The 25,311-nt window shown below is 63.9% G+C and carries 22 protein-coding genes and 1 pseudogene; 14 read left to right on the forward strand and 9 right to left on the reverse strand.

The features are described 5' to 3' along the window. Positions 1-34 precede the first annotated feature (34 nt). The 3 genes from G4G27_RS18925 (at position 35) to G4G27_RS18935 (ending at position 3,473) form a co-directional block, all read left to right on the forward strand. The gene (locus G4G27_RS18925) at positions 35-949 is read left to right on the forward strand and encodes a sulfite exporter TauE/SafE family protein (RefSeq protein ID WP_183110070.1); all 915 of its coding nucleotides are present in this window, start codon (positions 35-37) and stop codon (positions 947-949) included. Positions 950-984: 35 nt separating this feature from the next. Continuing rightward, positions 985-1,704 (forward strand): TIGR02186 family protein, encoded by a 720-nt coding sequence (locus tag G4G27_RS18930; RefSeq protein WP_183113907.1) that lies wholly within the window; start codon positions 985-987, stop codon positions 1,702-1,704. A 158-nt stretch (positions 1,705-1,862) separates the two neighbouring features. Continuing rightward, positions 1,863-3,473 carry a DUF87 domain-containing protein gene (locus G4G27_RS18935; protein ID WP_244624732.1) on the forward strand — a complete coding sequence of 537 codons (1,611 nt, stop codon included), beginning with the start codon at positions 1,863-1,865 and terminating at the stop codon, positions 3,471-3,473. Between the two features lie 346 nt (positions 3,474-3,819). Here G4G27_RS18935 and G4G27_RS18940 read toward each other — a convergent pair whose 3' ends face one another. Continuing rightward, on the reverse strand, positions 3,820-5,298 hold the full coding sequence (locus tag G4G27_RS18940) for a M23 family metallopeptidase (protein ID WP_183110072.1): 1,479 nt from the start codon (positions 5,296-5,298) through the stop codon (positions 3,820-3,822). A gap of 242 nt (positions 5,299-5,540) precedes the next feature. On the opposite strand from G4G27_RS18940, the gene G4G27_RS18945 reads away from it, so the two are divergent. The 3 genes from G4G27_RS18945 (at position 5,541) to fdxA (ending at position 8,760) form a co-directional block, all read left to right on the forward strand. Further along, positions 5,541-8,051 carry a helicase-related protein gene (locus G4G27_RS18945; protein WP_183110073.1) on the forward strand — a complete coding sequence of 837 codons (2,511 nt, stop codon included), beginning with the start codon at positions 5,541-5,543 and terminating at the stop codon, positions 8,049-8,051. A gap of 23 nt (positions 8,052-8,074) precedes the next feature. Then, a complete protein-coding gene (locus G4G27_RS18950) occupies positions 8,075-8,353 on the forward strand; it encodes a S4 domain-containing protein (protein ID WP_183113908.1) in 279 nt (92 codons plus the stop codon). 65 nt (positions 8,354-8,418) lie between these two features. Further along, a complete protein-coding gene (gene fdxA / locus G4G27_RS18955; RefSeq protein ID WP_183110074.1) occupies positions 8,419-8,760 on the forward strand; it encodes a ferredoxin FdxA in 342 nt (113 codons plus the stop codon). Here fdxA and G4G27_RS18960 read toward each other — a convergent pair. Further along, positions 8,757-9,662, reverse strand: coding sequence for a tetratricopeptide repeat protein (locus tag G4G27_RS18960; RefSeq protein ID WP_183110075.1), 906 nt, complete (start codon positions 9,660-9,662; stop codon positions 8,757-8,759). The genes fdxA and G4G27_RS18960 overlap by 4 nt on opposite strands. Positions 9,663-9,900: 238 nt before the next feature. Here G4G27_RS18960 and G4G27_RS18965 point away from each other — a divergent pair, with 238 nt between their 5' ends. From G4G27_RS18965 to G4G27_RS18975, 3 genes are all read left to right on the forward strand, one after another. Then, positions 9,901-10,434, forward strand: coding sequence for a CarD family transcriptional regulator (locus G4G27_RS18965; RefSeq protein WP_183113909.1), 534 nt, complete (start codon positions 9,901-9,903; stop codon positions 10,432-10,434). A 141-nt stretch (positions 10,435-10,575) separates the two neighbouring features. Continuing rightward, positions 10,576-11,310 (forward strand): head GIN domain-containing protein, encoded by a 735-nt coding sequence (locus G4G27_RS18970; protein WP_183110076.1) that lies wholly within the window; start codon positions 10,576-10,578, stop codon positions 11,308-11,310. 97 nt (positions 11,311-11,407) lie between these two features. Further along, positions 11,408-12,127 (forward strand): DUF2807 domain-containing protein, encoded by a 720-nt coding sequence (locus G4G27_RS18975; RefSeq protein ID WP_183110077.1) that lies wholly within the window; start codon positions 11,408-11,410, stop codon positions 12,125-12,127. Here the strand turns inward: G4G27_RS18975 and G4G27_RS18980 are convergent. Continuing rightward, positions 12,120-12,524: a DUF1489 domain-containing protein gene (locus G4G27_RS18980; protein WP_183110078.1), complete on the reverse strand. Its 405-nt coding sequence runs from the start codon at positions 12,522-12,524 to the stop codon at positions 12,120-12,122. The two genes, G4G27_RS18975 and G4G27_RS18980, sit on opposite strands and share 8 nt — an antisense overlap. Before the next feature lie 24 nt (positions 12,525-12,548). Continuing rightward, positions 12,549-13,955 (reverse strand): magnesium transporter, encoded by a 1,407-nt coding sequence (gene mgtE / locus G4G27_RS18985; RefSeq protein ID WP_183110079.1) that lies wholly within the window; start codon positions 13,953-13,955, stop codon positions 12,549-12,551. Between the two features lie 272 nt (positions 13,956-14,227). Between mgtE and G4G27_RS18990 the strand changes: the two genes are divergently transcribed. Further along, positions 14,228-14,686, forward strand: coding sequence for a peptidylprolyl isomerase (locus tag G4G27_RS18990; protein ID WP_183110080.1), 459 nt, complete (start codon positions 14,228-14,230; stop codon positions 14,684-14,686). Between the two features lie 34 nt (positions 14,687-14,720). Here the strand turns inward: G4G27_RS18990 and G4G27_RS18995 are convergent, their stop codons facing one another. Next, entirely contained in the window at positions 14,721-15,605 is an 885-nt protein-coding gene (locus tag G4G27_RS18995) for a LysR substrate-binding domain-containing protein (protein ID WP_183110081.1), read from the reverse strand. A gap of 333 nt (positions 15,606-15,938) precedes the next feature. On the opposite strand from G4G27_RS18995, the gene G4G27_RS19000 reads away from it, so the two are divergent. Both G4G27_RS19000 and rarD read left to right on the forward strand, forming a co-directional pair. Continuing rightward, positions 15,939-18,233, forward strand: a complete 2,295-nt coding sequence (locus tag G4G27_RS19000) for a CDC48 family AAA ATPase (protein WP_183110082.1) — start codon at positions 15,939-15,941, stop codon at positions 18,231-18,233. Beyond that, on the forward strand, positions 18,230-19,156 hold the full coding sequence (gene rarD / locus G4G27_RS19005) for an EamA family transporter RarD (protein WP_244624415.1): 927 nt from the start codon (positions 18,230-18,232) through the stop codon (positions 19,154-19,156). Before G4G27_RS19000 ends, rarD begins: the two co-directional genes overlap by 4 nt. Here the strand turns inward: rarD and G4G27_RS19010 are convergent. Continuing rightward, a pseudogene (locus tag G4G27_RS19010) lies at positions 19,153-20,451 on the reverse strand (MFS transporter). The gene rarD and the pseudogene G4G27_RS19010 overlap by 4 nt on opposite strands. A 230-nt stretch (positions 20,452-20,681) precedes the next feature. Between G4G27_RS19010 and G4G27_RS19015 the strand changes: the two are divergent. Together G4G27_RS19015 and G4G27_RS19020 are read left to right on the forward strand one after the other, a co-directional pair. Next, entirely contained in the window at positions 20,682-21,296 is a 615-nt protein-coding gene (locus G4G27_RS19015) for a methyltransferase domain-containing protein (RefSeq protein ID WP_183113911.1), read from the forward strand. Positions 21,297-21,354: 58 nt separating this feature from the next. Further along, positions 21,355-23,505, forward strand: a complete 2,151-nt coding sequence (locus tag G4G27_RS19020) for a PBP1A family penicillin-binding protein (protein ID WP_183110083.1) — start codon at positions 21,355-21,357, stop codon at positions 23,503-23,505. On the opposite strand, the gene G4G27_RS19025 is transcribed toward G4G27_RS19020, so the two are convergent. Genes G4G27_RS19025 through G4G27_RS19035 form a run of 3 tightly spaced genes read right to left on the reverse strand, consistent with a single transcriptional unit; the run spans position 23,481 to position 25,219 of the window. Then, entirely contained in the window at positions 23,481-24,155 is a 675-nt protein-coding gene (locus G4G27_RS19025) for a SprT family zinc-dependent metalloprotease (protein ID WP_183110084.1), read from the reverse strand. The two genes, G4G27_RS19020 and G4G27_RS19025, sit on opposite strands and share 25 nt — an antisense overlap. A gap of 10 nt (positions 24,156-24,165) precedes the next feature. Beyond that, positions 24,166-24,600 carry a YcgN family cysteine cluster protein gene (locus G4G27_RS19030; protein ID WP_183110085.1) on the reverse strand — a complete coding sequence of 145 codons (435 nt, stop codon included), beginning with the start codon at positions 24,598-24,600 and terminating at the stop codon, positions 24,166-24,168. Between the two features lie 10 nt (positions 24,601-24,610). Next, positions 24,611-25,219: an SCO family protein gene (locus tag G4G27_RS19035; protein WP_183110086.1), complete on the reverse strand. Its 609-nt coding sequence runs from the start codon at positions 25,217-25,219 to the stop codon at positions 24,611-24,613. Positions 25,220-25,311: the final 92 nt, after the last annotated feature.

The following is a 25,311-nucleotide window of genomic DNA, read 5'->3' on the forward strand; positions in this document are numbered from 1 at the left end:
GCCTCGTCCGCGAACAGGTTAGTCACTGACGGCAATGGACCTGTATCTGCCCATCGCCAACCTGTCGGTCAACGCGCTCGTCATCGTCCTGCTAGGGGGCGGCGTTGGCATATTGTCGGGCATGTTCGGGGTCGGCGGCGGGTTCCTGACCACACCGTTACTGATCGTCTATGGCATCCCGCCAACGGTTGCCGCAGCTTCGGCGGCGAGCCAGGTGACCGGCGCCAGCGTATCCGGCGTGTTCGCGCATGTCCGGCGCAAGGGTGTCGACTTCAAGATGGGCGGGGTGCTGGTGGCGGGCGGTGTGGTCGGGTCGTTCGCCGGCGCCGGCATCTTCCGATTGCTTCAGGCGAGCGGCCAGATCGATACCGTGATCGCGGTGATCTATGTCCTCATGCTTGGCTCGATCGGCGGGCTGATGGGATCTGAATCGCTCCAGGCGATCCGTGTGACGCGTGGCGCCAAGCCGCCCAAGCCGCGCAAGCGCCGCCATCATCCGCTGGTCGCCTCGCTGCCCGGACGCACGCGTTTCTATGCCTCGGGCCTTTATATCTCGCCGCTCGCACCGCTGTTGCTTGGTTTCTTCACCGGCATATTGACGATCCTGCTCGGGGTCGGCGGCGGGTTTATCCTGGTGCCGGCGATGCTCTATCTGCTCGGCATGGGCACGCAGGTGGTGGTCGGCACATCATTGTTCCAGACGTTGTTCGTGACCGCTGCCGCGACCATGGTCCATGCGATGACGACCAAGGCGGTCGATATCGTGCTCGCGGCCTTGCTGCTGCTCGGATCGGTGGTCGGCGCGCAGATCGGCGCGCGTCTGGCCAGCCGGGTGAAGCCCGAATATCTCCGCCTCGCGCTCGCGGTGATCGTGCTGCTCGTCGCGATCCGCATCGGCATTGGGCTGGGCTGGCGGCCCGACGAAATCTATTCGGTCGAACTGTCGTGAAGCGGCTGGTGCTGATCCTCCTTACGCCGTTGCTGATGGCGCAGGCAAAACCGGTCCTCGTCCCCGACGTGTCGCAGCGTAATATCGAGATCGCTTATTCCTTCACCGGCGCCGAACTGCTGCTGTTCGGCGCGATTCTCTATCCCGGCGGGCGTTTGCCCGGGATCGAGAAGCCGACCGATGTCGTCGTCGTCGTAAAAGGTCCGGTGCAATCGATCCTGGTGCGTGAGAAGGAAAAGGTCGCCGGTATCTGGGTCAACGCGGCACGGCTGCGCTATCGTTCGGCACCCAGTTTCTACGCGATCGTCTCGTCCAAGCCGATCGATCAGCTGGTCGATGATCGCACCCGCGCGATCTACGAGCTCGGACTCGACAGCCTGCAATTATCGCCGGCGAGCAGCGCGCCGCCGGAGGAGCAGAATCGCTTCGCCGGTGGCCTGGTCGACCTCAAGCGGCGTTCGGGGCTCTATTATGAAGCGCCGCGCGCGGTGGAGATCACCGACGGCGTGCTCTACCGCGCGCGCGTCGTCATACCGGCCCGCGTGCCGGTCGGGCGTTTCACCGCGGAAACCTTCCTGATCCGCGACGGCCGCGTGCTAGCCGCGGCGACGCGCGACATCGATATCCGCAAATCGGGCTTCGAACGCTTCGTCGCGCGCGCCGCGGACAATCATTCGATCGCATATGGCCTGGTCGCGGTCGCGCTCTCGGTAATCTTCGGCTGGACCGCCGGTTATGTCGCGCGGCGTGTTTGAGTGAGCCGGTGCCGGCCCGCTCCCCCTCTCCCCAACACCCAATCTTTACGAGTTTGCGCCATAGCTTCATGGGTTAACCCCGGGGGATATCCCAGATGACGGAAATGTTGGGCGGCCAGGCTTTCGACAAGGCAGCGCCCGCAACGGCGGCGGCGGTGATGCCCGGCGCCGCAGGTGATGCAATCGGCGTCGTGATCGAGATCGCCGGCTCGAGCAGTCAGGTCGTACTCGACGCACGCGCACTCGACTTGTTCGCGGACAGCCCGGATCCAGTGGTCGCCGGCGCCGGATCGGTCGGCAGCCAGATCAAGATGCGCGTCGGCGGCACCTGGCTGATCGCAAATATCCGCTCATTGCGCATGGTCGATGGCCATACCGACCGTATCGCCGCCCAGGTCGATTTTCTCGGCGAAGGCGATGAGGAAAAGCTGACTGGCAAGCTTTACAAGTTCCGCCGCGGCGTGACGCGCTACCCGGTGCCCGGTACGCAAGTCTTCCCGGTATCGACCGCCGACCTGAAACAGGTCTACGCCGCCGATGATCGCGCCTTTATCGAGATCGGCACGGTCTATCCAACTCGCGACATCCGCGCCTCACTGTATATCGATGCCATGCTCGGCAAGCATTTCGCGTTGCTTGGGTCGACCGGTACCGGCAAGTCGACCAGCGCCGCGCTGATCCTGCACCGAATCTGCGAGCTGGCGCCGCAGGGCCATATCGTGATGGTCGATCCGCATGGCGAATATGCCGCCGCGTTCAAGACCAATGGCGCGATCTTCGACGTGTCGAACCTGCAAATGCCGTATTGGCTAATGAATTTCGAGGAACATTGCGAAGTGTTCCTGACCACGTCGGGATCGGAGCGCCAGATCGATGGCGACATCCTCGCCAAATGCCTGTTGATGGCGCGCGCCAAGGGGCGGCTAGGGCAGGAGATCACCAAGCTGACGGTCGATGCGCCGATTCCCTATCTGCTCAGCGACCTGACCAATCTGATCAGCCTGGAAATGGGCAAGATGGACCGCGCCGGCGACACCGCGCCCTATCTGCGGCTCAAGACCAAGATCGACGAGATCAAGGCAGACCCGCGCTATGGCTTCATGTTTTCGGGCATGCTGGTCGCCGATACGATGGCGAATTTCATCGAGCGCATCTTTCGCCTGCCCGGTGGCGGCAAGCCGATCTCGATCATCGACGTTTCCGGTGTGCCGTCGGACATCACATCGGTGGTGGTCGCGGTGCTCAGCCGGATGGTGTTCGACTTCGCGATCTGGTCGCGCAACGAACCGCAGCGGCCGATCCTGTTGGTGTGCGAGGAAGCGCATCGCTACATTCCGAACGAACGCAACGCCGACAGTTCTTCGGTCGGTCGCATCCTGAGCCGGATCGCCAAGGAAGGCCGTAAATACGGCGTGTCGCTCGGCCTGATCACGCAGCGGCCGTCCGATCTGGCCGAAGGCGTGTTGTCGCAGTGCGGCACAATCATCTCGATGCGTCTGAACAACGACCGCGATCAGGCTTTTGTGCGCGCGGCGATGCCCGAAGGCGCGCGCGGTTTCCTCGATTCGATCCCCGCATTACGCAACCGCGAATGTATCATTTGCGGCGAAGGCGTCGCGATCCCGATCCGCGTATCGTTCGACGGTCTGGAAGAGAGCAAGCGCCCGGCCTCGGACGATCCGCTCTTCTCCGATTTGTGGCGCGAAGTTGGGTCGGAGGATCAAATCATCGCGCGCACGATCAAGCGCTGGCGGTCGCAGGGACGGTAGCCGGGCGTTTTCGATTCTCCTTGACCTGGCGAGATAGGTTACACCGGTTGTTGCATATCTTCGCGCGGGCTCGAGAACGATCGGGTCACACCGGGCCGGATGGGCGGTCGAGAGAGATATGGGACACCCCTCGTGGCATATCTCCGGCGTCCGGCGCGACGACATATCCTATAAGAATCAGTGATTTAGGTTGATTTCACATCGCCGCATCGTGGCGGGATCAGAGGAGTCCACGGCCGGCCTGATGCATGATAGCATTGATAGCGGTCCACGTTACCGGTGAGCCGCGAATAACACTGCCGTTTGTTCGAAATGAAGCCCGGGTCCGCTACGAACCAGCGAACCGTTAGCGCCCGCCCGGTCGGACCGACATCAGCGACGCGACGCGCGCCTTGAACGCCTTGAGCGTTGCGCCCGAGAGCTGCGCCATGGTGGTGAACGAGACCGAGCGCGGGTTGATCGCGACGCCGTTCTTCCACAATTCATAATGGAGATGCGGTCCGGTCGACATGCCGGTTGAGCCGACATAACCGATCACCTGGCCGCGCGCGACGCGGGTGCCGGGGCGCACCGCGATGCGGCTCATATGACCATAGCCGGTGGCCATGCCGCCGCCATGGATCAGCTTGACGAAATTGCCATAACCGCCGTTGCGCCCGGCCAGCGCGACCACGCCGTCCATCGCGGCATAGATTGGCGAACCATAAGCCGCGGCGATATCGAGCCCCTTGTGCATCCGCGCGGTGTGCAGGATCGGGTGAATACGAATGCCGAAGTTCGAGGTCAGGCGGCCGGCGACGGGCATGCCCATCGCGCCGCGGCGTTCGCCGACGCCATTCGCCTCGAACCATTGCTCGCGGCCTTCGCTGCCCCATTTGACCAGCTGAACCTTCTTGCGGCCCTGATCGAGGCCGGCGAACATCAGGGAGCCGAGTTGCACCTCGCCGGTCGCGGCGCGGGCCTGTTCGATGATGATGTCGAACGTGTCGGCGGATCTGACGTCGCCGCCGATCGAGATGCGCGAGGCGATCGCCTTGATATAAGCCTCGACCGCCCTGGCCGGGGCGCCAGCGGCGCGCGCAGAGCGATAGAGGCTCGATCCAACCAGGCCCTGAATACGCATCGGGGTATGATCGATGGCGATCGGCTGGCGCGTCATGCTTAGCGCATTGCCGGTGCGACTGACCGAAAGCTTGAGATCGAACTTGGCGCGAAAGGCGAGTTGCTCGAGCGGCCGGGCCACCGTGCGATCGGGGCGGCGGCCCAGAGTCATGTCGATCCGCGTGCCGGGTTTGATGTCGTCCAGCGCTACCGCGTTCGACACCAGGCTGGTCACCTCGGCGGAATCGGTCTTGGACACGCCCGCGCGCTCAAGCATGCGCGCGAAGCTGTCGCCCTGACCCAATGTCGTGGTCAGGTCCTGACGCGGTCGTTCGGGCTGTTGGGCAAGCGGCGCGACCAGATCGTTCGCGGCCATGTGCCGGCCGGTCGCCGCGCCCCAAGCGAGCGGCGCGATCGATTGCGCGCGGGCTTCGTCCCATTCGCTTCCGGACATCGCAGGCGCGACATCGCCAAGGATGGGACGATCGAAACCGGGCGAGAGAAAGCAAGTCGCGGTGATCAGCGCGGCGCAGGTCGCGGCCCCGCGCCACCAGTCGGCGGAGCCGATCCGCGCACCGAGATCGGGTGCCCAGTCGATCTGCGCGATGCCGGTGCGGAGTTTGTCGAACGGGGATAGAACTGTCGGCACATACGCGCCACGGCCGAACGAGAGGGTGGCCGTGCCACCCGCCTGCTCCTGTCCATGATCGCTGCGTAAGAACAAGGCGACTGATCCCCAAGTCACTCGTCGCCGTCACCCCCGGCAATGGGTGGAATGACTGTGACGCCAAAATCCTAAAGTCAAATTAAGGAATGTTCCGCATCCGGAACTCTACGGCCAGCCGTTAGCCCGTTGCGGCGAAACGAGATTTTTTGACGGAACTGCTAGATATATTAAGTGCTTGGGTGCGAATTTGTGCGCGGCGGGTTGCGCGCGCACCGTGCCGCGCCGATGTTGTTTCCGCCATGAGCCGCGCCGATCCCGACCTGACCGTCACTGCCGTGCTGGGTCCGACCAACACCGGCAAGACGCACCTCGCGGTCGAGCGCATGTGCGGCCATTCAAGCGGCATGATCGGCTTTCCGCTCCGCCTGCTGGCGCGTGAAGTTTACGACCGGGTGGTCAAGCTGAAAGGCGAAGCCCGTGTCGCGCTGATCACCGGCGAAGAGAAAATCGTGCCGAAGGATGCGCGCTGGTTCCTGTGCACCGCCGAAAGCATGCCGCTCGATCGCGACCTCGCCTTTGTCGGGATCGATGAGGCACAGCTCGGCGCGGATGCCGAGCGTGGTCATGTCTTCACCGACCGGTTGTTGCGCGCGCGGGGCCGGGAGGAGACGATGATCCTTGGCTCCGAAGCGCTACGCCCCATGCTGAAAGCATTGGTGCCCGAAGCGGATATCCAGAACCGGCCGCGCTTTTCGACGCTCAGCTTTGCCGGGGCGAAGAAGATCTCGCGCTTGCCCAAACGATCCGCGATCGTCGCGTTCAGTGCCGAGGAAGTCTATGCCGTGGCCGAGATGCTGCGGCGGCTGCGCGGCGGGGCGGCGGTGGTGATGGGTGCGCTCTCGCCGCGCACGCGCAACGCGCAGGTCGCGATGTTCCAGGCCGGCGAGGTCGATTACCTCGTCGCGACCGATGCGATCGGCATGGGCCTGAACATGGATGTCGCGCATGTCGCCTTTGCCAGCCTCAACAAGTTCGACGGCCATCGCCAGCGCCGCCTGACCGTTGCCGAAATGGCGCAGATCGCCGGCCGCGCGGGCCGCCACCAGCGCGACGGCACATTCGGTGCACTGGTCGAGCAAGGGCCGGGCGCGTTCACGCCCGAAGAGGTGCTGGCGATCGAGGAGCATCGCTTCCCAAAGCTCGATTTCCTCTATTGGCGCGATGGCGAGCCCGACATGGCGAGCGTCGATGACTTGATCGCCACGCTCGAAGCCCGGCCCGACAGCCGCGTGCTGCGCGCCGCGCCCGAGGCGGTCGATCTCGCCGTACTCAAGCGGCTGGCCGGTGAGGGATGGGTGCGCGATCGCGTGCGATCTCCCGCGATGGTCGCGCGGCTATGGGCGGCGTGCGGCCTGCCCGATTTCCGCAAGCTCGGCGTCGATCCGCATGCGCGGTTCGTCGGGCGCGTGTTCGGCCATCTCAGCGAAGGATCGGGCCATATCCCGCATATATGGTTCGCCGACGAGATCGCGCGTCTCGACACCGTCGCCGGCGATGTCGAGACGCTGGCCGGACGGATCGCGGCGGCGCGCAGCTGGGCCTATATCGCCAATCGCCCCGACTGGCTCGCCGATCCGGTGCATTGGGCGGCGCGCGCCGGCGAAGTCGAAGAACGGCTGTCGGACGCGCTTCATCTCAGCCTGACTCAGCGTTTCGTCGATAAGCGCACGACCATGCTGCTGCGCCAGATCGGCGCCGATCCGCGCGCGCTGCCCGTGGTGATCGGCGAGCAGGGTGAGGTGATGGTCGAGGATCATCCGATCGGGCGGCTCGAAGGATTCCGCTTCATCGTCGCGCCCGATGCCGGCCATAGCGACAAAAGGCTGTTGCTCGCCGCCGCCGAACGCCGGTTGGGCGACGAGCGGGCGCGGCGCGGCGGCGCGCTGGTAGAAGCCGAGGATTCCGCGCTGGCACTGACAGGCGACACGGGTGCGATGCCTATGCTCGCGTGGAACGGGCTCCCAATCGCGACATTGACCGCCGGCACCACGCTGGTCCGTCCGCGTGTGAAGCTCGACAAGGCGCTCGACTGCCTCGATGTCGCGATGCGCACGAAGATCGTCGCGCGGTTCGATCGCTGGATCGCCAGCCAGACCATGCAGCGCCTTCCCGCGCTGGTCGCACTCGATGCCGCAGCGCGCGACGCCGGCGCCAGCCCGGCGCTCCGCGCGGTTGCGGCGGCCCTGGTCGATCGCGGCGGTCTTGCCGCGCGGATCGATCTGCACGTCGCGGTCGATGGGCTCGATCAACCGGCGCGCAAGCGGTTGCGTGCGATCGGCGTGACGATCGGCGCGCTCGATTTATTCGATCCGCGCCTGCTCAAGCCCGGCGCCGCGCGCTGGCGGCGGGCGCTGCTCTCCGCGCAGACCGGTACGCCGATCGTCGAGGGTCCGCCCGATGGTGCGACTGTGCTGGCACGCGGCACGCCCGGCGCGACACTCGACGCCGGTTTCCGCCAGATCGCCACTCAGGCGGTGCGCGTCGACCTGGTCGAACGTATCGCCCGTAGCGCGCATGACGCGCGCGCCGGACGGCGCCCATTCGCGCCCGATCCCGCGCTCGCCATCTCGATCGGCCTGGCACCTGCTACGCTGGAGCGATTGATGGCGGGCCTCGGCTTTCGCACCGCGCCGCCGGAGAATGATCGCCCGCGCTGGGTCTGGCGCGGCCAGGCGCGCGCCAAGGCGACGCCACCACCGCGCGACAACGCCTTTTCGGCGCTCGCCGATCTTGCATTGTTCCGCGGTTGAGCTTCGTGGCTGACGGCACGACAATGCGGCTCGACCGCTTTTTATGGTTCGCACGGCTGACGAAGACGCGCAGCACGGCGCAGGCCGTCGCGACGAATAGCCGATTGCGCATTGACGGCCGACCGATCGACCGCGCGCACGCCGCAGTGCGGATCGGCAATGTACTGACCTTCCTGAGCAACAACACCATCCGCGTCGTCCGCATTGAGGCATTACCGCCACGCCGCGGTCCGGCGCCCGAAGCGCGGGCCTGCTACACCGAGCTCACTGAGAACGTCTCGCAGCAAGCCGGACCCGATTGACGAGGCCAGACTCGGCGCATAGCAGAAGCGGGTTCTGCCTGTTGGGGCCTATACGGGATACCGCTATGACCTACGTCGTCACCGACGCCTGCATCAAGTGCAAGTATATGGACTGTGTCGAGGTGTGCCCCGTCGACTGTTTCTATGAAGGCGAGAACATGCTCGTCATCAACCCGAGCGAATGCATCGATTGCGGCGTGTGCGAACCCGAATGCCCGGCAGAGGCAATCCTGCCCGATACCGAATCCGGTCTCGAGCAATGGATGGAGCTCAACAACACCTTCTCTGCGCAATGGCCCAATGTCACGCGCAAGAACGATCAGACCCCGGCGGATGCCGACGAGCACAAGGGCGAAGAGGGTAAATTCGACAAGTTCTTCTCGCCCGACCCTGGTGCGGGGGACTAGTCCCGGTCTTTTGCCAGATCGTCGAGTGTCTTCAGCAGCTGCTGCGCCTCAGTACGCTGCGCCGCGTATTTGTCGGCCGAAGCGGCCAGCGTCAGCCATTGCCGGGCCTCCTCCATGGCAGCCTTGTCGACAAAGTTCTTTCCATCGCGCTTGATCAGCATGCGCGAGAACGCCTCGCGTCCCAGCATCAAGGCAGCATCCGGCCGGCCGTTATCATAGGCGACCCTCCACCAGCGAGCCGCGACCACCCTGTCCAGCGGCACGCCGTCCCCATTCCAATATATCTGCCCCAACAGAAAGGCCGCGTTCGGCTGTTTCTGCTGGGCGGCGTCAGTCAGCCAGCGTCGAGCCTCAACCGCATCCTTGGCAATATGTTCACCGGTCAACAGATAGCCGCCCAGATCGGTCGCGGCATCGGGATCACCCGCCGCTGCACCAGCCCTACACAGTGCAAGGCCAGCGGCAGGATCGCGTACCCCGCCTTCGCCCTTGATCATCATGTTGCCCAACGCGCAGCCAGATTTCGGATAGCCCAGCTCTTGAGCCTGACGATATAATAACCGGGCTCGCGGTAGATCACGCGTCATACCGCGCCCGTTGTAAAGACATTGAGCGAGGTTCTGAGCCGAATCGCCACGCACTGTCGCAGTGCGTTTAAAATAGTTGCAGGCGCGGGCTGGGTCGGCAGCCAATCCAGCAAAACCGCCCCGATTGAATATCTCACCGAGAAACTCGTTTGCACTGGCATCGCCGCCCACAGCAAGTTTCTCAAGCTTTTCGACCAAGGCTTCGCCACCCAGGTTATTGGCCCGCTGAGCCAGTGCATGAACTTCCGGCGATACAAGCGGAACCGCCTGGCCACCCTGACCTAACAGCAATAATATGGCCGACGACATGATCATACGCGATTCCTATCGCCGGGCACGAACTGTGACAATCGACGGAAGGCGCAACGCGAAAAAAGCAGGTTTGGCTGGTAATTTTATTACGACTGTGTTAAATAGCCGGAGACGGAAGGCACGGTTGCGCGTTCTTCCAGTCTGGAGACGTACTGAAATCAACATTCCCCTATCGCGCGCATCCGGCATCGTGGCCGTCGCGCTTCCTCGGGGGCACCGGTCCACAGAAAGGCTCAACGGAATGGCTGCCAAGGCGCTGTCCTTCGACGTCGGCGATTATGTCGTTTATCCAAAGCACGGCGTCGGCCGTGTCATCGAACTGCAGCGGCAGGAAATCGCCGGCATGCAGCTCGAACTCTATGTGCTGCGTTTCGAGAAAGAACGCATGACATTGCGCGTGCCCACCAACAAGGCTGAATCGGTCGGGATGCGCAAGCTTTCCTCCGACAAGACGCTGCGCGAGGCGCTCGACACGCTGACCGGCAAGCCGCGCGTCAAGCGCACCATGTGGTCGCGCCGTGCGCAGGAATATGAAGCCAAGATCAATTCGGGCGACCTGGTGTCGATCGCCGAAGTGGTCCGCGATCTGTTCCGTGCCGACGACCAGCCCGAGCAGAGCTATTCGGAGCGTCAGATCTTCGAAGGCGCGACCAGCCGCCTCGCACGCGAACTCGCCGCGATGGAGCAGGTCGACGAGCCGACCGCACAGGAAAAGATCCTCGAGATCCTGCGCAAGGCCGCGGCAATCCACAACAAGGACAAGATTCCCGCCTGATCGGGATTTTTGACCGGATAATGAAAAGGGCGGCCAGCGATGGCCGCCCTTTTCATTAGTCCCCTTCCTATTTGCCCCGTTATATATTTGCACCGTGACGATCAGTGTGTTATCAAACCAACACACACTGGGAGAGTTTCGATGCGCCTTTTCACCCTGATCGCCGCCCTGCCGCTTGCGGCCTGTTCGTATGGCTCCGATGCTGCCGACAGCAAGCCGGGCCTGCCGGGATCGGGCAGCAGTACGACACGCACCTTCGCCGTCACCGATTTCGACCAGGTCGACCTGCGCGGATCGGACGATGTCGATATTCGCGTCGGCACCGGATTCTCGGTCCGTGCCGAGGGCGCGTCCGAAGAACTCGACAAGCTCAAGATCGAGAAGGTCGGCAGCACGCTGAAGGTCGGCCGGATCAACGGCACTGGCTTCAACTGGGGCGGTGGCAAACATAACGGCGTGAAGGTCTTCGTGACCATGCCGCGGATCGCCCAGGCGGGCATCGCCGGATCGGGCAATCTGGCGATCGACCGCGTCGAAGGGCAAAGCTTCACTGGCGAGACCGCGGGATCGGGTAATCTGGCGGTTGCCGCACTGAATGTGCAGACCGCCAAATTCTCGATCGCCGGATCGGGCAATATGAGCTTGACGGGCACCGCCAAGCAATTGTCGATGGAGATTGCCGGATCCGGCGACATCGACGCCGGGGGCGTCAAGGCCGAGGGCGCGAGCGTCTCGATCGCGGGATCGGGCAGCGCCAAGGCCGATGTGGCTGGCCCAGCCGATGTGTCGGTCATGGGGTCCGGCGATGTCGATCTGGGCAAGGGCGCGAAATGCAAGACCAGCAAGATGGGATCGGGCGAGGTGCGCTGCGGTTGAATTTCGTTTGAAATGCGCTGACCGCACATTTCGAACAATCTCGATATGCTTGCCCGATATGCTTGGCAGCATGGCGGATCGGTGCGATGCAGGTCGCATGATCCGCCATTCGCTCGCCGCCCTGCTTGTCCTGTTGTCCGTCGGCGCGGCGGCCAGCGCCGATGCTGCCGAGCGCAATTATTCGGTCGGCAGTTTCGACCGCATCCGCATCGATGGCCCGTTCGACGTCCGGCTCGACACGGGCAAGGCGCCCGGCGCGCATGCCGATGCCGATGTCCGTACGCTCGACCAGCTCGTCATCAGAGTCGAGGGCACGACGCTGATCGTCCGGATCGGCAATGAAGGCTGGGGCGAAACGCCCGGAGCTGCGCGCAAGGCCCCAATCGTCACACTGTCCACGCCGATGCTGCGCGCAGCCAACGTCAATGCCGGCGCGCGGCTGACCGTCAACGGCATGAATGGCCAGCGCATCGACCTTTCGATCAACGGCTCCGGCGTGCTGGTTGTTTCCGATATCGCGGCCGACCAGTTGAATGCGACGGTGATCGGCACCGGCAACATCACGCTGAACGGCCGCGCTGCAAAGACCCGCCTTCTGACCAACGGCTCGGGTTCGATCGACGCCAGTGCGCTCGACGTCAGTGATCTGGTCGTACGCCTCGACGGCACCGGCGAAACGCGCGCCGCGGCGCGTTATACCGCGTCGGTGACCACGACGGGGCTAGGCGCGGTGATTGTCACGGGCGACCCCGCCTGCACGGTCCGGGCGATCGCCGGGGGCCCGGTGACATGCGGTAAACTCAAACCGTCTAGATAAGGCCAAGCCCGGACAGCTTGCCCATCAATGCGGCGGGCATCACGTCGCCGGCCACTTCATCCACGCCGAGATCGACCGGCGCATCGGCGTCCTCGAGATAGCGCCAGCCCTGATGCGCGCGTTTCGGCCGCGCATGGGTGAACACCAGCTTCGGATCGATATGGATCGCGACCTTACCGCCTTCCGCGTCGCCGAAATGCAGGATCGGCGACCGCGCCACGAGTTGATGCTTGATGATCCAGAATAGCGAACCACCACCGATGATTTCCTCATGCCGTTTGGGCAGGTAGCGCGTCGTCAGAAACACTGGCCCCGCTTCGGCGCGCGCGAGCAGCCGTTCGGCGAGGTGATCGAGGCTGGTCGCGCCGAACGCGACTTTGGTGAGATGAAGCGGCATCTGTCCGAAATGGGTCGCCGGCGGCTAGCCGCCAAGCCCCCAGAGCGATGCGAGCCCGAGGAAACAGAAGAATCCCATCACATCAGTCATCATGGTCACGAACACCGCCGAGGACACCGCCGGATCGACCCCGGCGCGTTCGAGCCCGACCGGGATCAGCACACCAGACAGGCCGGCGACGAGATTGTTGATCACCATCGCCATGGCGATAACGATCGCGAGATCAGAGTTGCCGAAGATCAGCCAGGTGCCCATGCCGATCAAGATCCCAAGCATCGCGCCATTGGCGGCGGCGATGCGGAATTCGCGCAGGATCATGCGTGCGGTGTTGGAACTGGTCAGCTGATTGGTCGCCAGCGCGCGCACCACCACCGCCAAGGTCTGGGTGCCGGCATTGCCGCCCATGCCCGAGACGATCGGCATCAGCACCGCGAGCAGCGCGAATCTGGCGATTTCGCCCCGAAACGCCCCAACCACCGACGCCGCGAGCATCGCAGTGCCGAGATTGACGACCAGCCAGGTGATCCGGGTGCGCACGGTCAGCGCGATCGGTTCGTTGATGTCGCCTTCGCCGGCGCCCGACAGGCGCAGGATATCTTCACCCGCTTCTTCGGAAATGATGTGGACGATGTCATCGACCGTGATCATACCGACCAGCCGCCCGCCCGCATCGACCACGGCGGCGGAGATCAGCGCATATTTCTGGAACCGCAACGCGACCTCTTCCTGGTCCATATCGACCGGAATCAATGTCTGTTCGCGCTTCATTACATCCGCGATCGACACGGTGCGCGGAGTACGCAGGATCCAGGAGAGCTGACATGTGCCGACCGGTTTGTGACCAGGATCAACGACGAAGATTTCCCAGAAATCGGTGGTCAGTTCCTCATGACCGCGCAGATAATCGATCGCGTCGCCCACCGTCCAATGTTCGGGCACCGCGATCAGCTCGCGCTGCATCAATCGACCGGCCGATTCCTCCGGATAGGACAGGGCCTCCTCGATCGCGGCGCGATCGTCGGGGTCGAGCGCGCGAAGCACGGCGCGCTGCTCGTCTTCTTCCATGTCCTCGATGATCGCGACGGCATCGTCGGTATCGAGTTCGGAGGCGATGTCGGCGACCTGAGTCGCGCTGAGCGAATCAATCAGGTCCTCGCGGACATAATCGTTCATCTCGGCGAACACATCGCCATCGAGCAGGTCGGTAATCGCTTTCGCGAGGTCGCCACGGCGCTCGTTCGGAGTCAGTTCGAACAGATCGGCGATATCGGCCGGATGGAGCGGCTCGACCAAGGCGCGTGCTGCCTCGTCATCACCCGCCTCGACCGCGTCGAGCACCGCACGCACGAATTCGGGCTTGAGCCGATCGTCTTCGTCGAGCTGGCCGGTTTCGACCTCGTCTTCGTCCGGCGTCAGGTCGGTCTCGCTCATCTTGGGACCTCCCTTGCCGATATGGCGCGCCCGGTGCCGGGGCGGTCTAACGTCCTGAGGCAATTATGCCAATCCGGACTGACGGCCTTTGTCAGAGGACTGGCGAAAAGCGAGCGGATAGGAGGATGACGGCTCACAAGCCGGTCGGGAGGGGTATGACGCGACCCTCGCTCCTCCCGATCTCCCTTGTGGTGAGCATGAGCGGCAACACCCGATTTGCCAGCCGTGGCGCGGATCGCTACGGCGCGGGTTTCCCCTTTCAGGAGCCCGACATGGCCGACACCCCCGAAACCCTGACGCTGACGCTCGAGAGCGGCACCGTGACGATCAAGCTTCGCCCCGACCTCGCGCCACAGCATGTCGCGCGCATTGTCGAGCTGGCCAATGACGGCTTCTACGACGGCGTCGTGTTCCACCGCGTGATCCCCGGCTTCATGGCGCAGGGCGGCGATCCGACCGGCACCGGCATGCACGGATCGGACAAGCATCCCAATTTGCCCGCCGAATTCTCCAAAGAACCGCATGTCCGCGGTGTGGCGTCGATGGCGCGCGCGCAGAGCCCGAATTCGGCCAACAGCCAGTTCTTCATCTGCCTCGATGATGCCCGCTTCCTCGACGGTCAGTACACCGTATGGGGCGAAGTAACCGAGGGCATGGAGCATGTCGACGCGCTGCCCAAAGGCGAGCCACCGCGCAGCCCGGGCAAGATCGTATCGATGCGCGCCGCATAACCGACCTATGGGCCGGTCGAACGGCCGGCCCGTCCTATTTCTCCGCGACGGCCTCGATCAGCCAGTCGTGGAACAGCTTGACCGGCCGCAGGCTCAGCGCGCGCGGGCGGCACACGAACCAATAGCTGTACGGGCTTTCGACCTCGATATCGAACAGCCGCACCAGCCGGTCGTCATGCGCATCCTCGAAATGGCTTTCATGCATGAAGGCGATGCCGAGACCCTGCGCCGCCGCTTCGAGCATCAATGGCCCCGAATCGAAATGATCGATCGCCAGCGGCTCGAGGTCGCCGAGCCCCGCCGCATGGCGCCACGCGCTGAACGTGTCGGGCATGTCGCGATGGACCAATGCGGTCAGCGACTTAATCTGCGCCGGATCGGTGACCGGATTGTCACCCTCGATCAGTGCGCGTGCGCCGATGACATAAACCGAATTGCGATCGAGCCGCTTGGCATAAAGTCCGGGATCGATGTCGCGCGCCAGTGCGATCACCGCATCGAGTCCATCGCCGAGCCGCATCACGCCGTGTCCGGCAGTGTCGATATCGAGATGAAGTTCGGGATGCCTTGCGCGCAATTCGCCGAGCTTCGGAAATAGTCGCTGCGATGCGAACAACGGCATGATGCCGAGCCGGAGACGCAGCACATCGCTGCCCCCCATCATCGATTCGACCGCGTCGGACAGGCTGTCGATCGTCGGCGCAATCTGCGCGAGCAGGCGTTCGCCATCGGCATTGAGCACCACCGCCTGATGGCGGCGTTCGAACAATGGCTTGTCGATAAAACGTTCGAGCGCCTGAACGCGCCGGCTGAGCGCGGGTGGCGACAGCGCGAGTTCGGCGGAAGCCGCCTTGATCGACCCCAGCCGAGCCACCTGCACAAAGGCCTCGATTGCGGTCAATGGCGGCAATCTACGCATGAAAACCCCGCCTAATTGTGCGCTGCACCATATACCCTATCCTCGAAACCTTCCATCCCCCCTCGTACTGTTATCACCAGTAGTTGCATGAAACGCAATCACCGTCGCTCTTTTCGCACTTGCACAATAAACTGTGGCGGCGCACAAAGACGGTGCCTTTCAGGCATCCTCTCCTAAAACTTTCAAGGCCGATCCTTTGGGGTCGGCCCTTTTTTTGTCTTTTTCAACAGGTTGGCGTCTCAGTGACGACGCAACCATTGTTGCACTCTCGTATTGCCGGAACCCGCTCCCTATCTCACGCGCTCAACAGCCAAGTCTGGCGAGGGGAGTCTCATGGCCGATAGTGAATCACCGGTCCACAAATTGCAGGTCGCCAATGCGCGACCTGAAGACAGCGGCCGCGGGCTCGCGCATATTCCGCGTGCGCTGATGATGGCGCTCGGCCTGGCCGAGGGCGATGTGATCGAGATTGTCGGGAAATCGACTACGCCGGCGCGTGCGGTTGCGCCATATCACGAAGATGAAGGACTGGAGATCATCCGCATCGACGGCCTGCAGCGCGCCAATGCCGGCGCGGGCGCGGGTGATTTCGTCGAAGTGCGCAAGGTCGAATCCAAACCGGCGACGCGCGTCGTTTTCGCACCCGCTCAGCAGAACCTGCGTCTGCAGGGGTCATCCAACGCGTTGAAGCGCACGTTCTTCGGCCGGCCGCTGTGCCAGGGTGACGTCGTCGCGACCGCCGGCCAGCAGCGCGTCGACAATATGCCGCCCGGTGTACAGCAATTCCTTCGCGCTCCCGCTTATGCGCTGCAGGAGATCCGCCTCTCGGTGATCGCCACCACGCCCAAGGGTGTCGTGCATGTCGATGAGAATACCGAGATCGAGCTGCGCCCCGAATATGAGGAGCCGAAGGAAGCGCGCCGCGCCGACGTCACCTATGACGATATCGGCGGCATGGGCCCGACGATCGATCAGTTGCGCGAGATGGTCGAATTGCCGCTGCGTTATCCCGAACTGTTCCAGCGGCTCGGCGTCGATCCGCCCAAGGGCGTCTTGCTGCATGGGCCGCCCGGTACCGGCAAGACACGCCTCGCACGCGCCGTCGCCAATGAGAGCGCCGCCGAGTTCTTTCTGATCAACGGCCCCGAGATCATGGGGTCGGCCTATGGCGAATCGGAAAGCAAGCTGCGCCAGGTGTTCGAGGACGCGGCCAAGGCGTCGCCATCGATCGTGTTCATCGACGAGATCGATTCGATCGCGCCGAAACGCGGCCAAGTGTCGGGCGAGGCGGAAAAGCGCCTCGTCGCGCAATTGTTGACGCTGATGGACGGGCTCGAAGCGCGCACCAATGTGGTGGTGATCGCCGCGACAAATCGCCCCGAAGCGATCGACGAAGCACTGCGTCGGCCCGGCCGGTTCGACCGCGAGATCGTCGTTGGTGTGCCCGACGAGCGCGGCCGTCGCGAGATTCTCGGGATCCACACACGCGGGATGCCGCTTGGCGACAAGGTCGATCTCGGCGAGCTTGCGCGAACCACTTACGGCTTTGTCGGCGCCGACCTTGCCGCGCTCGCGCGCGAGGCGGCGATCGAGGCGGTGCGCAAGATCATGCCGCGGCTCAATCTCGCAGAAGGCACGATTCCGCCCGAGGTGCTCGATACACTCGCCGTCACACGCGAGGATTTCCTCGATGCGCTGAAACGTGTCCAGCCAAGCGCGATGCGTGAGGTGATGGTCGAAGCGCCGCGCGTCCGCTGGGAGGATGTCGGCGGACTCGACAAGGCGCAGATGCGCTTGAAGGAAGGCGTCGAACTGCCGCTCAAGGATCCCGATGCGTTCCGCCGCCTCGGCATCCGGCCGGCCAAGGGTTTCCTGCTCTATGGACCGCCCGGGACCGGCAAGACTCTGCTCGCCAAGGCGGTCGCGCGCGAGGCGGAGGCGAATTTCATCGCCACCAAATCATCCGACCTGCTGAGCAAATGGTATGGCGAGAGCGAACAGCAGATCGCCAAGCTGTTCAGCCGCGCCCGTCAGGTCGCACCGTGCGTGATCTTCATCGACGAACTCGATTCGCTCGTTCCCGCACGCGGCGGCGGCCTTGGCGAACCGCAAGTCACCGAACGGGTGGTCAATACCATCCTGGCCGAGATGGACGGGTTGGAGGAGTTGCAATCGGTCGTCGTGATCGGCGCGACCAACCGGCCGAACCTGATCGATCCGGCGCTGCTCCGTCCAGGTCGGTTCGACGAGCTGATCTATGTCGGTGTGCCCGACAAGGACGGCCGCCGGCGTATCCTGGCGATCCAGACCGGCAAGATGCCGCTTGCCGGCGATGTCGACCTCGATTCGCTGGCCGAGCGGACCGACCGCTTCACTGGGGCCGATCTCGAGGATCTGGTGCGCCGCGCAGGCCTCGTCGCGCTGCGCCAGTCGCTCAGCGTTGCTGAAGTGACGATGGCGCATTTCGAAGAGGCGCTCGACGAATCGCGCGCTTCGGTCACCCCCGAGATGGAGCGCGATTACGAGCAGATGGCGTCGCGACTGAAGCAGGATGCGTCAGCATTGCAGCCGATTGGCTTCATCACGCCCGGCCAGTTGCGGCCGCGTGGCCCGAAGGGGACTGATTGACCGACCGATCGGAATCTCGTCCGGCGGAAACGGTGGCGCGCAGCAGGAAGACCAATCCCGGGATTCTATTAGGCGTCGCCGCCTTTTCGATCTGGGGCTTGCTGCCCGCGTTCCTGAAGCTGCTCAAGCCGCTGCCGGCGCCGGACATCCTCGCGCACCGCATCCTCTGGTCGCTGCTGTTGCTGGCCCTGCTGGCGGCAGCGCTTCGTCATGGGCCGGCGCTGCTCAGGATCGTGCGGACCCCGCGCCTGTTGCTCGCGCTCACCGGGTCGGCGGCGCTGATCGCCATCAACTGGCTTTGCTATATCGTGGCGGTAAATGGCGGCCATGTCGCCGAGGCCAGTCTCGGTTATTTCATCAACCCGCTGGTCAATGTCGTACTCGGCGTGGTGATCCTGCGCGAGCGGCTCGGCCGGATCGAAGCGATCGCGGTGATCATCGCGACCGCTGCGGTGCTTTTCCTCGCCATCTGGCAGGGCGGGATACCGGTCATTCCGCTGACGCTCGCTTTCTCGTTCGGATTCTACGGTTTGATCCGCAAGATCACGCCGGTGGATGCGATCGACGGCCTGCTGATTGAAACCGCGATCCTCACACCGCCGGCGCTGGGCTGGCTCCTGCTCGCTGGCACGGCACTGTCCGCCAACGGACCGGGCGTGCCGCTCCTGGTCGCTACCGGAATCCTCACCGCATTGCCGCTGCTGCTGTTTGCCGCGGCGGCGAAGCGCGTGCGTTATACCGATCTGGGACTGCTGCAATATATCGCGCCGACACTTCAGCTGGTGCTGGCGGTGTTCGTTTATGGCGAGAAACTTTATCCGGCGCAGATCGGCGCATTTGCGCTGATCTGGATCGCGCTTGCCCTCTACGCCCTTGGCGCGTCGATCGGTGCGCGACGACATGCACCGGCCGTACCCGACTAATCGTCCAACGCAGGGGCTTTCAGGCTTTTCCAGGCATAGAGGATCAGGATCAGCAGCCCGGCGCTCGCGGTCAGATAAGGCAGCGAATGTTGCGCCTCATACAGGCCGACACCGATCGACGGGCCAAGCACGAATGACGCACCGTTGATCGACGTGACCTTGCCCGCCACCGATCCTTGCGATTCAGGCCCGACGGCGAGCGACGATCCGGCGGTGAAGCCAGGGCGGACGAAGCCGAACCCGGCCGAGGCAATCGCATAAGCAAGCGCGATGCCGTAGAGCGAGGTGGCGATTCCCGTCATGGCGGTGCCGATCGCCGCGACCACCAGGCCGGCGAGGACCAATCGGCGCGGCGTCAGATTGAGCAACGGAATCAGGCCCCATTACACCAACAGGGACGATCCCGCGCCCATCATCAGCACGATGCCGGTCGGCTGTAACGCCTCGATCGGCGCGACGTTCAGCCGGTCGATCACCAGGAAACCGATCGCCTGACCGGTCATCGCCTGGGCATGGCCCATGACCAGACCCATGATCATCCAGGCGCGGATGCGCGGATCGGCATAACCGACGCGCTGGTCGTGGCTATGCGTGGCGGCGGTAACGCTCGCACCGCTCGCCTGCCCGCCGATCGAGGGATAGGCATTCGCCGCCCCATGAGTGCCGGGCTCTGCGATCAGGTCGTTGGGCAACATGCGGCGCACAGCGAGGAAGATGCACGCGCCAAATGCCGCGCCGAAATAAGCCGGGCCGGCGAGCCCGATCTCAATCCCACCAACATGACCGAGCGTCAGATAGGGCGCGATCGCCGGCCCGAGGATCGTGCCCAGCCCAAACGCCGATCCGAGCAGGGTCAGCGCACGGGTGCGCTCCTCACGCGTCGTGCGCCCGGCGACCAGCGCCTGCACCGCCGGCGGCGCCGCCGAGCCGAAGCTGCCATAGATGAGCCGGCCGAGGATGAAGGTCAGGAACGCCGCCGTGCCGCCGATCCAGCCATTGATTCCCGCCGTTAGCACGATTCCGCACAGCAGCAGCGAGATGGTGAAGCCGCCGACGCCGAGCAGGATCATCGCGCGCCGCCCGTGGCGGTCGGACCGATTCGCCCAGAAAGGGGCGGACATCACCCACAGCAAGGCCGAAACGGAAAAAGCGGCAGCGACCGCGCTGTCGGGCACTTTCAGCGAGCGGCCGAGCGCGGGCAGCACCGATTGCAGCGCGGTATTGCCCGCCGCGATCGTCAGCATGACGAGGAACAGTAAGATGAAGTCGCGATTGACGGGGGTTGCGGGCTTCATCGCCGCAGGCCCGAGGCGTGCGGAGCCCCAATTTCACGATGGACGAGCCGGCGGGTCGCCAGCTTTTTCATCGCATTCGTCCGGTCGTCGTGCATGTGCCTCGCTTAGGCGAATCGCGAGGTCACGCAAGCCCGACAGCAGACGAGAAGCAACCCGATCGCTTGAATGTTCGTTACAAGTTTGCGACGGGTGAAACCGACACGTCTATTTCCCTTACGAACAGGACCATGATGCCAGCATCCACCGCCGCTCAACGCCGTCGGCGCCTTCGCGCCGCAGGTGTCCCCTCACCCATGGGGATGTTCCTGAAAGGCTTTATCAAGCATCCGGTGATGGTGGGGGCAATCTTCCCCTCGTCCGGCAAGCTGGTGCGTAAGGTGCTTTCCCGAGTCGATTGGCAAAACACCAAATTGTTCGTCGAATATGGCCCCGGTGTGGGTACCTTCTGCTCGTCGGTGCTCGAAAAACTGGGCCCCGACGCAAAATATATCGCGATCGACACCAATCCCGATTTCGTCCGCTATCTGCGCCACGAAATCGTCGATCCGCGCTTCACCGTGGTCAATGGTTCGGCCGCCGATGTGCGCCAGATCATCACCGATCATGGTTTCGAGCAGGCCGATTATGTCCTGTCGGGCTTGCCTTTTTCAACCTTACCGGCTGGCGTGGGCGATGCGATCGGCGCAGCGACCGCCGATGTGCTCCGGCCCGGTGGCGCCTTCCTGGTCTATCAATATTCGCCCAAATGCTATGATTTCATCGCGCCCTATATTCCGCGCGTCGAACACACGATGGAATGGTGGAACCTGCCGCCGGCACAGCTTTACTGGGCATGGAAGGATTAAGCTGGTTCTCGTGGCCGCTTGTGAGCCACGGGATTAGCGCGTAATCTCCGGCAGCTTCATGGCCACCTCAACAAAGCCCAAATCGTCCAGACCATGGCGTCGGCGGCTCGTCCGAACGCTGCAGGTGTTCGGCGTGCTCGCCCTTCTTGGGCTGATCGCGCTGGTCATCGCGGTCTATGTCGCACGCGCGCAGCTGCCGAGTTACGACGAGCTGAAATCCTCGCCCAATGGGCAGATGATCCGCGTCCACGCCGCCGATGGCACGGTCATCGTGTCGCTCGGGCCGAGCTATGGCGAATGGCTGCCCTACGACAAAATCCCTGTGGTGATGCGCGACGCGATGGTTTCGGTCGAGGATCGCCGTTTCCGCTCGCATCCCGGCGTGGATCCGATCGGGGTGCTGCGCGCGGTCAAGCTCGCCTTCAATAATCGCGGCACCGACAAGCGACTTCAGGGCGCATCGACGATTACGCAGCAGGTCGCGCGGACCATTTTCCTGTCGAACAAATATGATTTCGGTCGCAAGATTCGAGAGGCGATCCTGGCCCTGGCGATCGAACGCAAGTTCACCAAAGACCAGATCCTCGAACTCTATCTCAACAAGGTCTATTTTGGCGGCGGCGCTTACGGCATCGACGCCGCGTCGCGCCGCTTCTTCGGGCATGGCGCCGATACGCTGAACTTGAATGAGGCGGCGGTGGTCGCCGGTCTGGTCAAGGCGCCGTCGCGCTATTCGCCGACCGCCGATGCCGAGGCGGCGATCGGCCGCGCCGGCGTGGTGATCAAGCTGATGCAGGAAACCGGCAAGATCACTGCCGCGCAGGCGGCTCAGGCCAACCCCTCGTCGGTCACGCTCGCGCCTGAGCCCAAACAGAATAGTGTGCGATACTTCACCGACTGGGCGCTGCCCCAGCTTGAGGTACTGATCGACGAAACGACCCGTCCGCTTGAGGTGTGGACAACGCTCGACCTCGGTATGCAGCGCGCGGCCGATGCCTCGGTTCGCGCCAATGCACCGAAAAATGCACAAGGGGCATTGGTATCGATCGATCGCGATGGCGCGGTGCGCGCGATGGTCGGCGGCACCGATTATGTCTCGTCCAACTATAACCGCGCGACTCAGGCTGTGCGTCAGCCGGGATCGGCGTTCAAGCTGTTCGTCTATCTTGCCGCGCTCGAGGCCGGGCATAAACCCGAAGACACGCTGGTCGACGAACCGGTCACGATCAAGGGCTGGAGCCCGCGCAATTCGTCGGGCGCCAATCGCGGCGAAATGACGCTGCGCACCGCCTTTGCCTATTCGGTCAACACGATCGCGGCGAAGCTCGGGCTTGAGGTCGGCTTCGGCACGATCGCCGACATGGCACGCCGTTTTGGCATCACCACGCCGGTCGATACCCATCCGGCGATGGTGCTCGGCACGTCCGATGTGCGCCTGATCGACATGACCCGCGCCTTTGCCAGCGTCGCCAACAAGGGCGTCGCGGTGACGCCCTATGGCATCACCAAGGTTACCGCGCAGGGCGTGACGATCTATGCGCAGGAAGTCGATCGCAGCCAGGTACTGGTCGCGCCTTATGTCGCGGCGCAGATGACCGACCTGCTGCAGACCGCGGTCAACACCGGCACCGGTAAGGCGGCACAGATCGGCCGACCGGTCGCGGGCAAGACCGGTACGACGACGTCGAACAAGGATGGCTGGTTCGTCGGCTTTTCAAGCGGGCTGACCACCGGCGTGTGGATGGGCCGCGACGACGCCAAGGTGGTGCCCGGCCTGCAGGGCGGCACCGCGCCGGCGCGCGCCTTTGCCGGTTTCATGAAGATCGCAGTGGCCAATCGCCCGGTCGAGCAGTTCGACACTCAGGTCACGCTGCCCGAATGGCAGCTCGAGCCCGACGAGGAATCCTATTTCGGTGAGGCGGACAACAGCCTGTTTGTCGATCAGGACGGCAATCCGATCGAACCCGGTGCCGCGGTCGAGCCGTCCGAGGGCGATTCACAGGTCGATCCCGACGGCCAGCCCGTGCCACCCACCAGCGGCGCCAATCCCCGGCCGCAGGAACGGCTCGACCAGGACTGGATCGACAAGGTGCTCGATCGCAACCAGGCCCCGCCCCAGCGTCCCAACTCGGCACCTGGCCGGCCCCCAGCGACGCTACCGCCGGAAACGCCGCGCGAACGGCCTCAGGAAACCCGCCCGAACCAGTGAAGCGCCGCGCCGTTGGCGCGCAGCCAGGCGCGCGATGCGGCCGGGTCGCCTTCGGTCAAGGCATCGGCGAGTGCGTGGAATTCAGCGCTGTGATTCATATGGACCCGGTGCGCCACCTCATGCGCAACGGTCGAGCGGCGCACAAAGGGCGGCATCAGGATGAGCCGCCAGCTGTAGCGGATCACGCCGGTCGACGCACAACTGCCCCAGCGCGCGCGGGGATCGCCGATCGATACGCGCGTCACGGTTACATCGGCGCGAGCGGCGAATTCGGCGGTTTCCGCGCTCAGGACACGGAGCGCCTCACGTCTCAGCCAGGTCTCGATCCGCCGCGACAAGGCGTCGAGCGGTCCGCCGCAGCGAAGCAATGCTCCTTCGCGAACGACCCGGCGCGGCAGGGCCTCATGCCAGTCGATCGTTAGAATCGCATCGTCGAACGGGATCTCGGCACCGGGCGCAAAGGGCCGCGCCTGCGGCAATTTCGCGCGCTGTGCCTCGACCCAACCGCGCTGTTCCTCGGCCCAGCGCAGCGCCGCTTTCAGCGGTGCGCGCGGCGGCAGGGTCAGGCGCACCCGCCCGCTCGCCGGATCGACCGAAAGCTTGGCGCGGCGCGCGCGCGCGTTGCGGACGACTTCGACCGTTTCCGTCACAGCGTCTCCATCACAAGCGCCGGTCGACGATATGATGCTCCAACTCTCCGGCATCAACCTCGGAGATCGTCCAGCCACGCACCGATTCACCGGCACGGTGGACCGCGTCGCGATCGCCGCACACGAGATAATGCCAGCGTGGCAAGGGTTCGTTGTCGCGACGCAAACGATAGGCGCAGGTATCGGGCAGCCAGTCGATCTCATGCACATTGTCACGCGTCAGCCGGACGCATTCGCTGACGAATGCGTGACGGTGGCGGTAGTTCGAGCATTGCGCGGTGGCTCGGTCGAGCAAGCGGCACGCGACATTGGTCGGAATCAGTTCACCAGTTTCCTCGTCCTCAAGCTTGTGGATACAGCATTTGCCGCAGCCGTCACACAGGGCTTCCCACTGGCCGCGATCGAGCTTCTCTAACGGCGTATCTTCCCAGAACGCGCCACTCATATGACCAGACTCACTTGACCCAGCGCTTGAGTTCGATGGCGATCGCCTCCGGCTTGCCGTCCTGCGGCAGGAGCGCGAGCGGCTTGCCGTCGGGGTCCATCAGATACGCAACGCGCGAATGATCCATCAGATAACCGCCGCCGGGCGCCGGATCGCCCTTTTTATAATAGATCGCAAACGCCTTTGCGACCTTGGCGATCGCCTCCGGGCTACCGGTCAGGCCGACCATGCGCGGATGAAAGGCGGAGACGAATTGTTTGAGCGCTGCGGGCGTATCGCGCTCGGGATCGACCGAGATGAAGATCGGCACGATTTTCGCACCTAAACCGGGATCGCTCTTTTCCAGCAGGCGCAGTCCGGCGCCGAGATTCTGCACATCGACCGGGCAGACGTCGGGACAGAAGGTGTAGCCAAAATAGACGATGCGGTATTTGCCCTTGTACGCGGTATCGCTGACCTGCCGGCCGTCTTGATCGGTCAGGGTGAAGGGGCCGCCAATCGCCGCACCCTCAAGCGGCGCGCGCGGCAGCGCGGACGGCCCCGAACAAGCGGCGAGCAGCGCCGCGATAAGAAACATGGCGAGCGTACGGGCGATCAGTTTCATGGCGCGGTCAGCCATGATCTGTTAAGGCGACCCACGCAAGTTGGGTTGATTGTTCATCGTGCGGTGCACACATGATCACGCAGATGATTTTAAGGGCCGGCACGAGA

The organism is Sphingomonas sp. So64.6b, from assembly GCF_014171475.1.
Lineage (GTDB): Bacteria > Pseudomonadota > Alphaproteobacteria > Sphingomonadales > Sphingomonadaceae > Sphingomonas > Sphingomonas alpina_A.

Bases quoted from the DNA above. Each gene is read 5' to 3' on its own strand.
- G4G27_RS19000 (WP_183110082.1), top strand. From the start codon at position 15,939: ATGGCCGATAGTGAATCACCGGTCCACAAATTGCAGGTCGCCAATGCG.
- G4G27_RS18930 (WP_183113907.1), top strand. From the start codon at position 985: ATGGCGCAGGCAAAACCGGTCCTCGTCCCCGACGTGTCGCAGCGTAAT.
- G4G27_RS19030 (WP_183110085.1), bottom strand. From the start codon at position 24,600: ATGAGTGGCGCGTTCTGGGAAGATACGCCGTTAGAGAAGCTCGATCGC.
- G4G27_RS18980 (WP_183110078.1), bottom strand. From the start codon at position 12,524: ATGCCGCTTCATCTCACCAAAGTCGCGTTCGGCGCGACCAGCCTCGAT.
- G4G27_RS18945 (WP_183110073.1), top strand. From the start codon at position 5,541: ATGAGCCGCGCCGATCCCGACCTGACCGTCACTGCCGTGCTGGGTCCG.
- G4G27_RS18975 (WP_183110077.1), top strand. From the start codon at position 11,408: ATGATCCGCCATTCGCTCGCCGCCCTGCTTGTCCTGTTGTCCGTCGGC.
- mgtE (WP_183110079.1), bottom strand. From the start codon at position 13,955: ATGAGCGAGACCGACCTGACGCCGGACGAAGACGAGGTCGAAACCGGC.
- G4G27_RS19015 (WP_183113911.1), top strand. From the start codon at position 20,682: ATGCCAGCATCCACCGCCGCTCAACGCCGTCGGCGCCTTCGCGCCGCA.
- G4G27_RS18960 (WP_183110075.1), bottom strand. From the start codon at position 9,662: ATGATCATGTCGTCGGCCATATTATTGCTGTTAGGTCAGGGTGGCCAG.
- G4G27_RS19020 (WP_183110083.1), top strand. From the start codon at position 21,355: ATGGCCACCTCAACAAAGCCCAAATCGTCCAGACCATGGCGTCGGCGG.
- G4G27_RS19035 (WP_183110086.1), bottom strand. From the start codon at position 25,219: ATGGCTGACCGCGCCATGAAACTGATCGCCCGTACGCTCGCCATGTTT.
- G4G27_RS18925 (WP_183110070.1), top strand. From the start codon at position 35: ATGGACCTGTATCTGCCCATCGCCAACCTGTCGGTCAACGCGCTCGTC.
- G4G27_RS18990 (WP_183110080.1), top strand. From the start codon at position 14,228: ATGGCCGACACCCCCGAAACCCTGACGCTGACGCTCGAGAGCGGCACC.
- G4G27_RS18935 (WP_244624732.1), top strand. From the start codon at position 1,863: ATGCCCGGCGCCGCAGGTGATGCAATCGGCGTCGTGATCGAGATCGCC.
- G4G27_RS18965 (WP_183113909.1), top strand. From the start codon at position 9,901: ATGGCTGCCAAGGCGCTGTCCTTCGACGTCGGCGATTATGTCGTTTAT.
- fdxA (WP_183110074.1), top strand. From the start codon at position 8,419: ATGACCTACGTCGTCACCGACGCCTGCATCAAGTGCAAGTATATGGAC.
- G4G27_RS18970 (WP_183110076.1), top strand. From the start codon at position 10,576: ATGCGCCTTTTCACCCTGATCGCCGCCCTGCCGCTTGCGGCCTGTTCG.
- G4G27_RS18995 (WP_183110081.1), bottom strand. From the start codon at position 15,605: ATGCGTAGATTGCCGCCATTGACCGCAATCGAGGCCTTTGTGCAGGTG.
- G4G27_RS18950 (WP_183113908.1), top strand. From the start codon at position 8,075: ATGCGGCTCGACCGCTTTTTATGGTTCGCACGGCTGACGAAGACGCGC.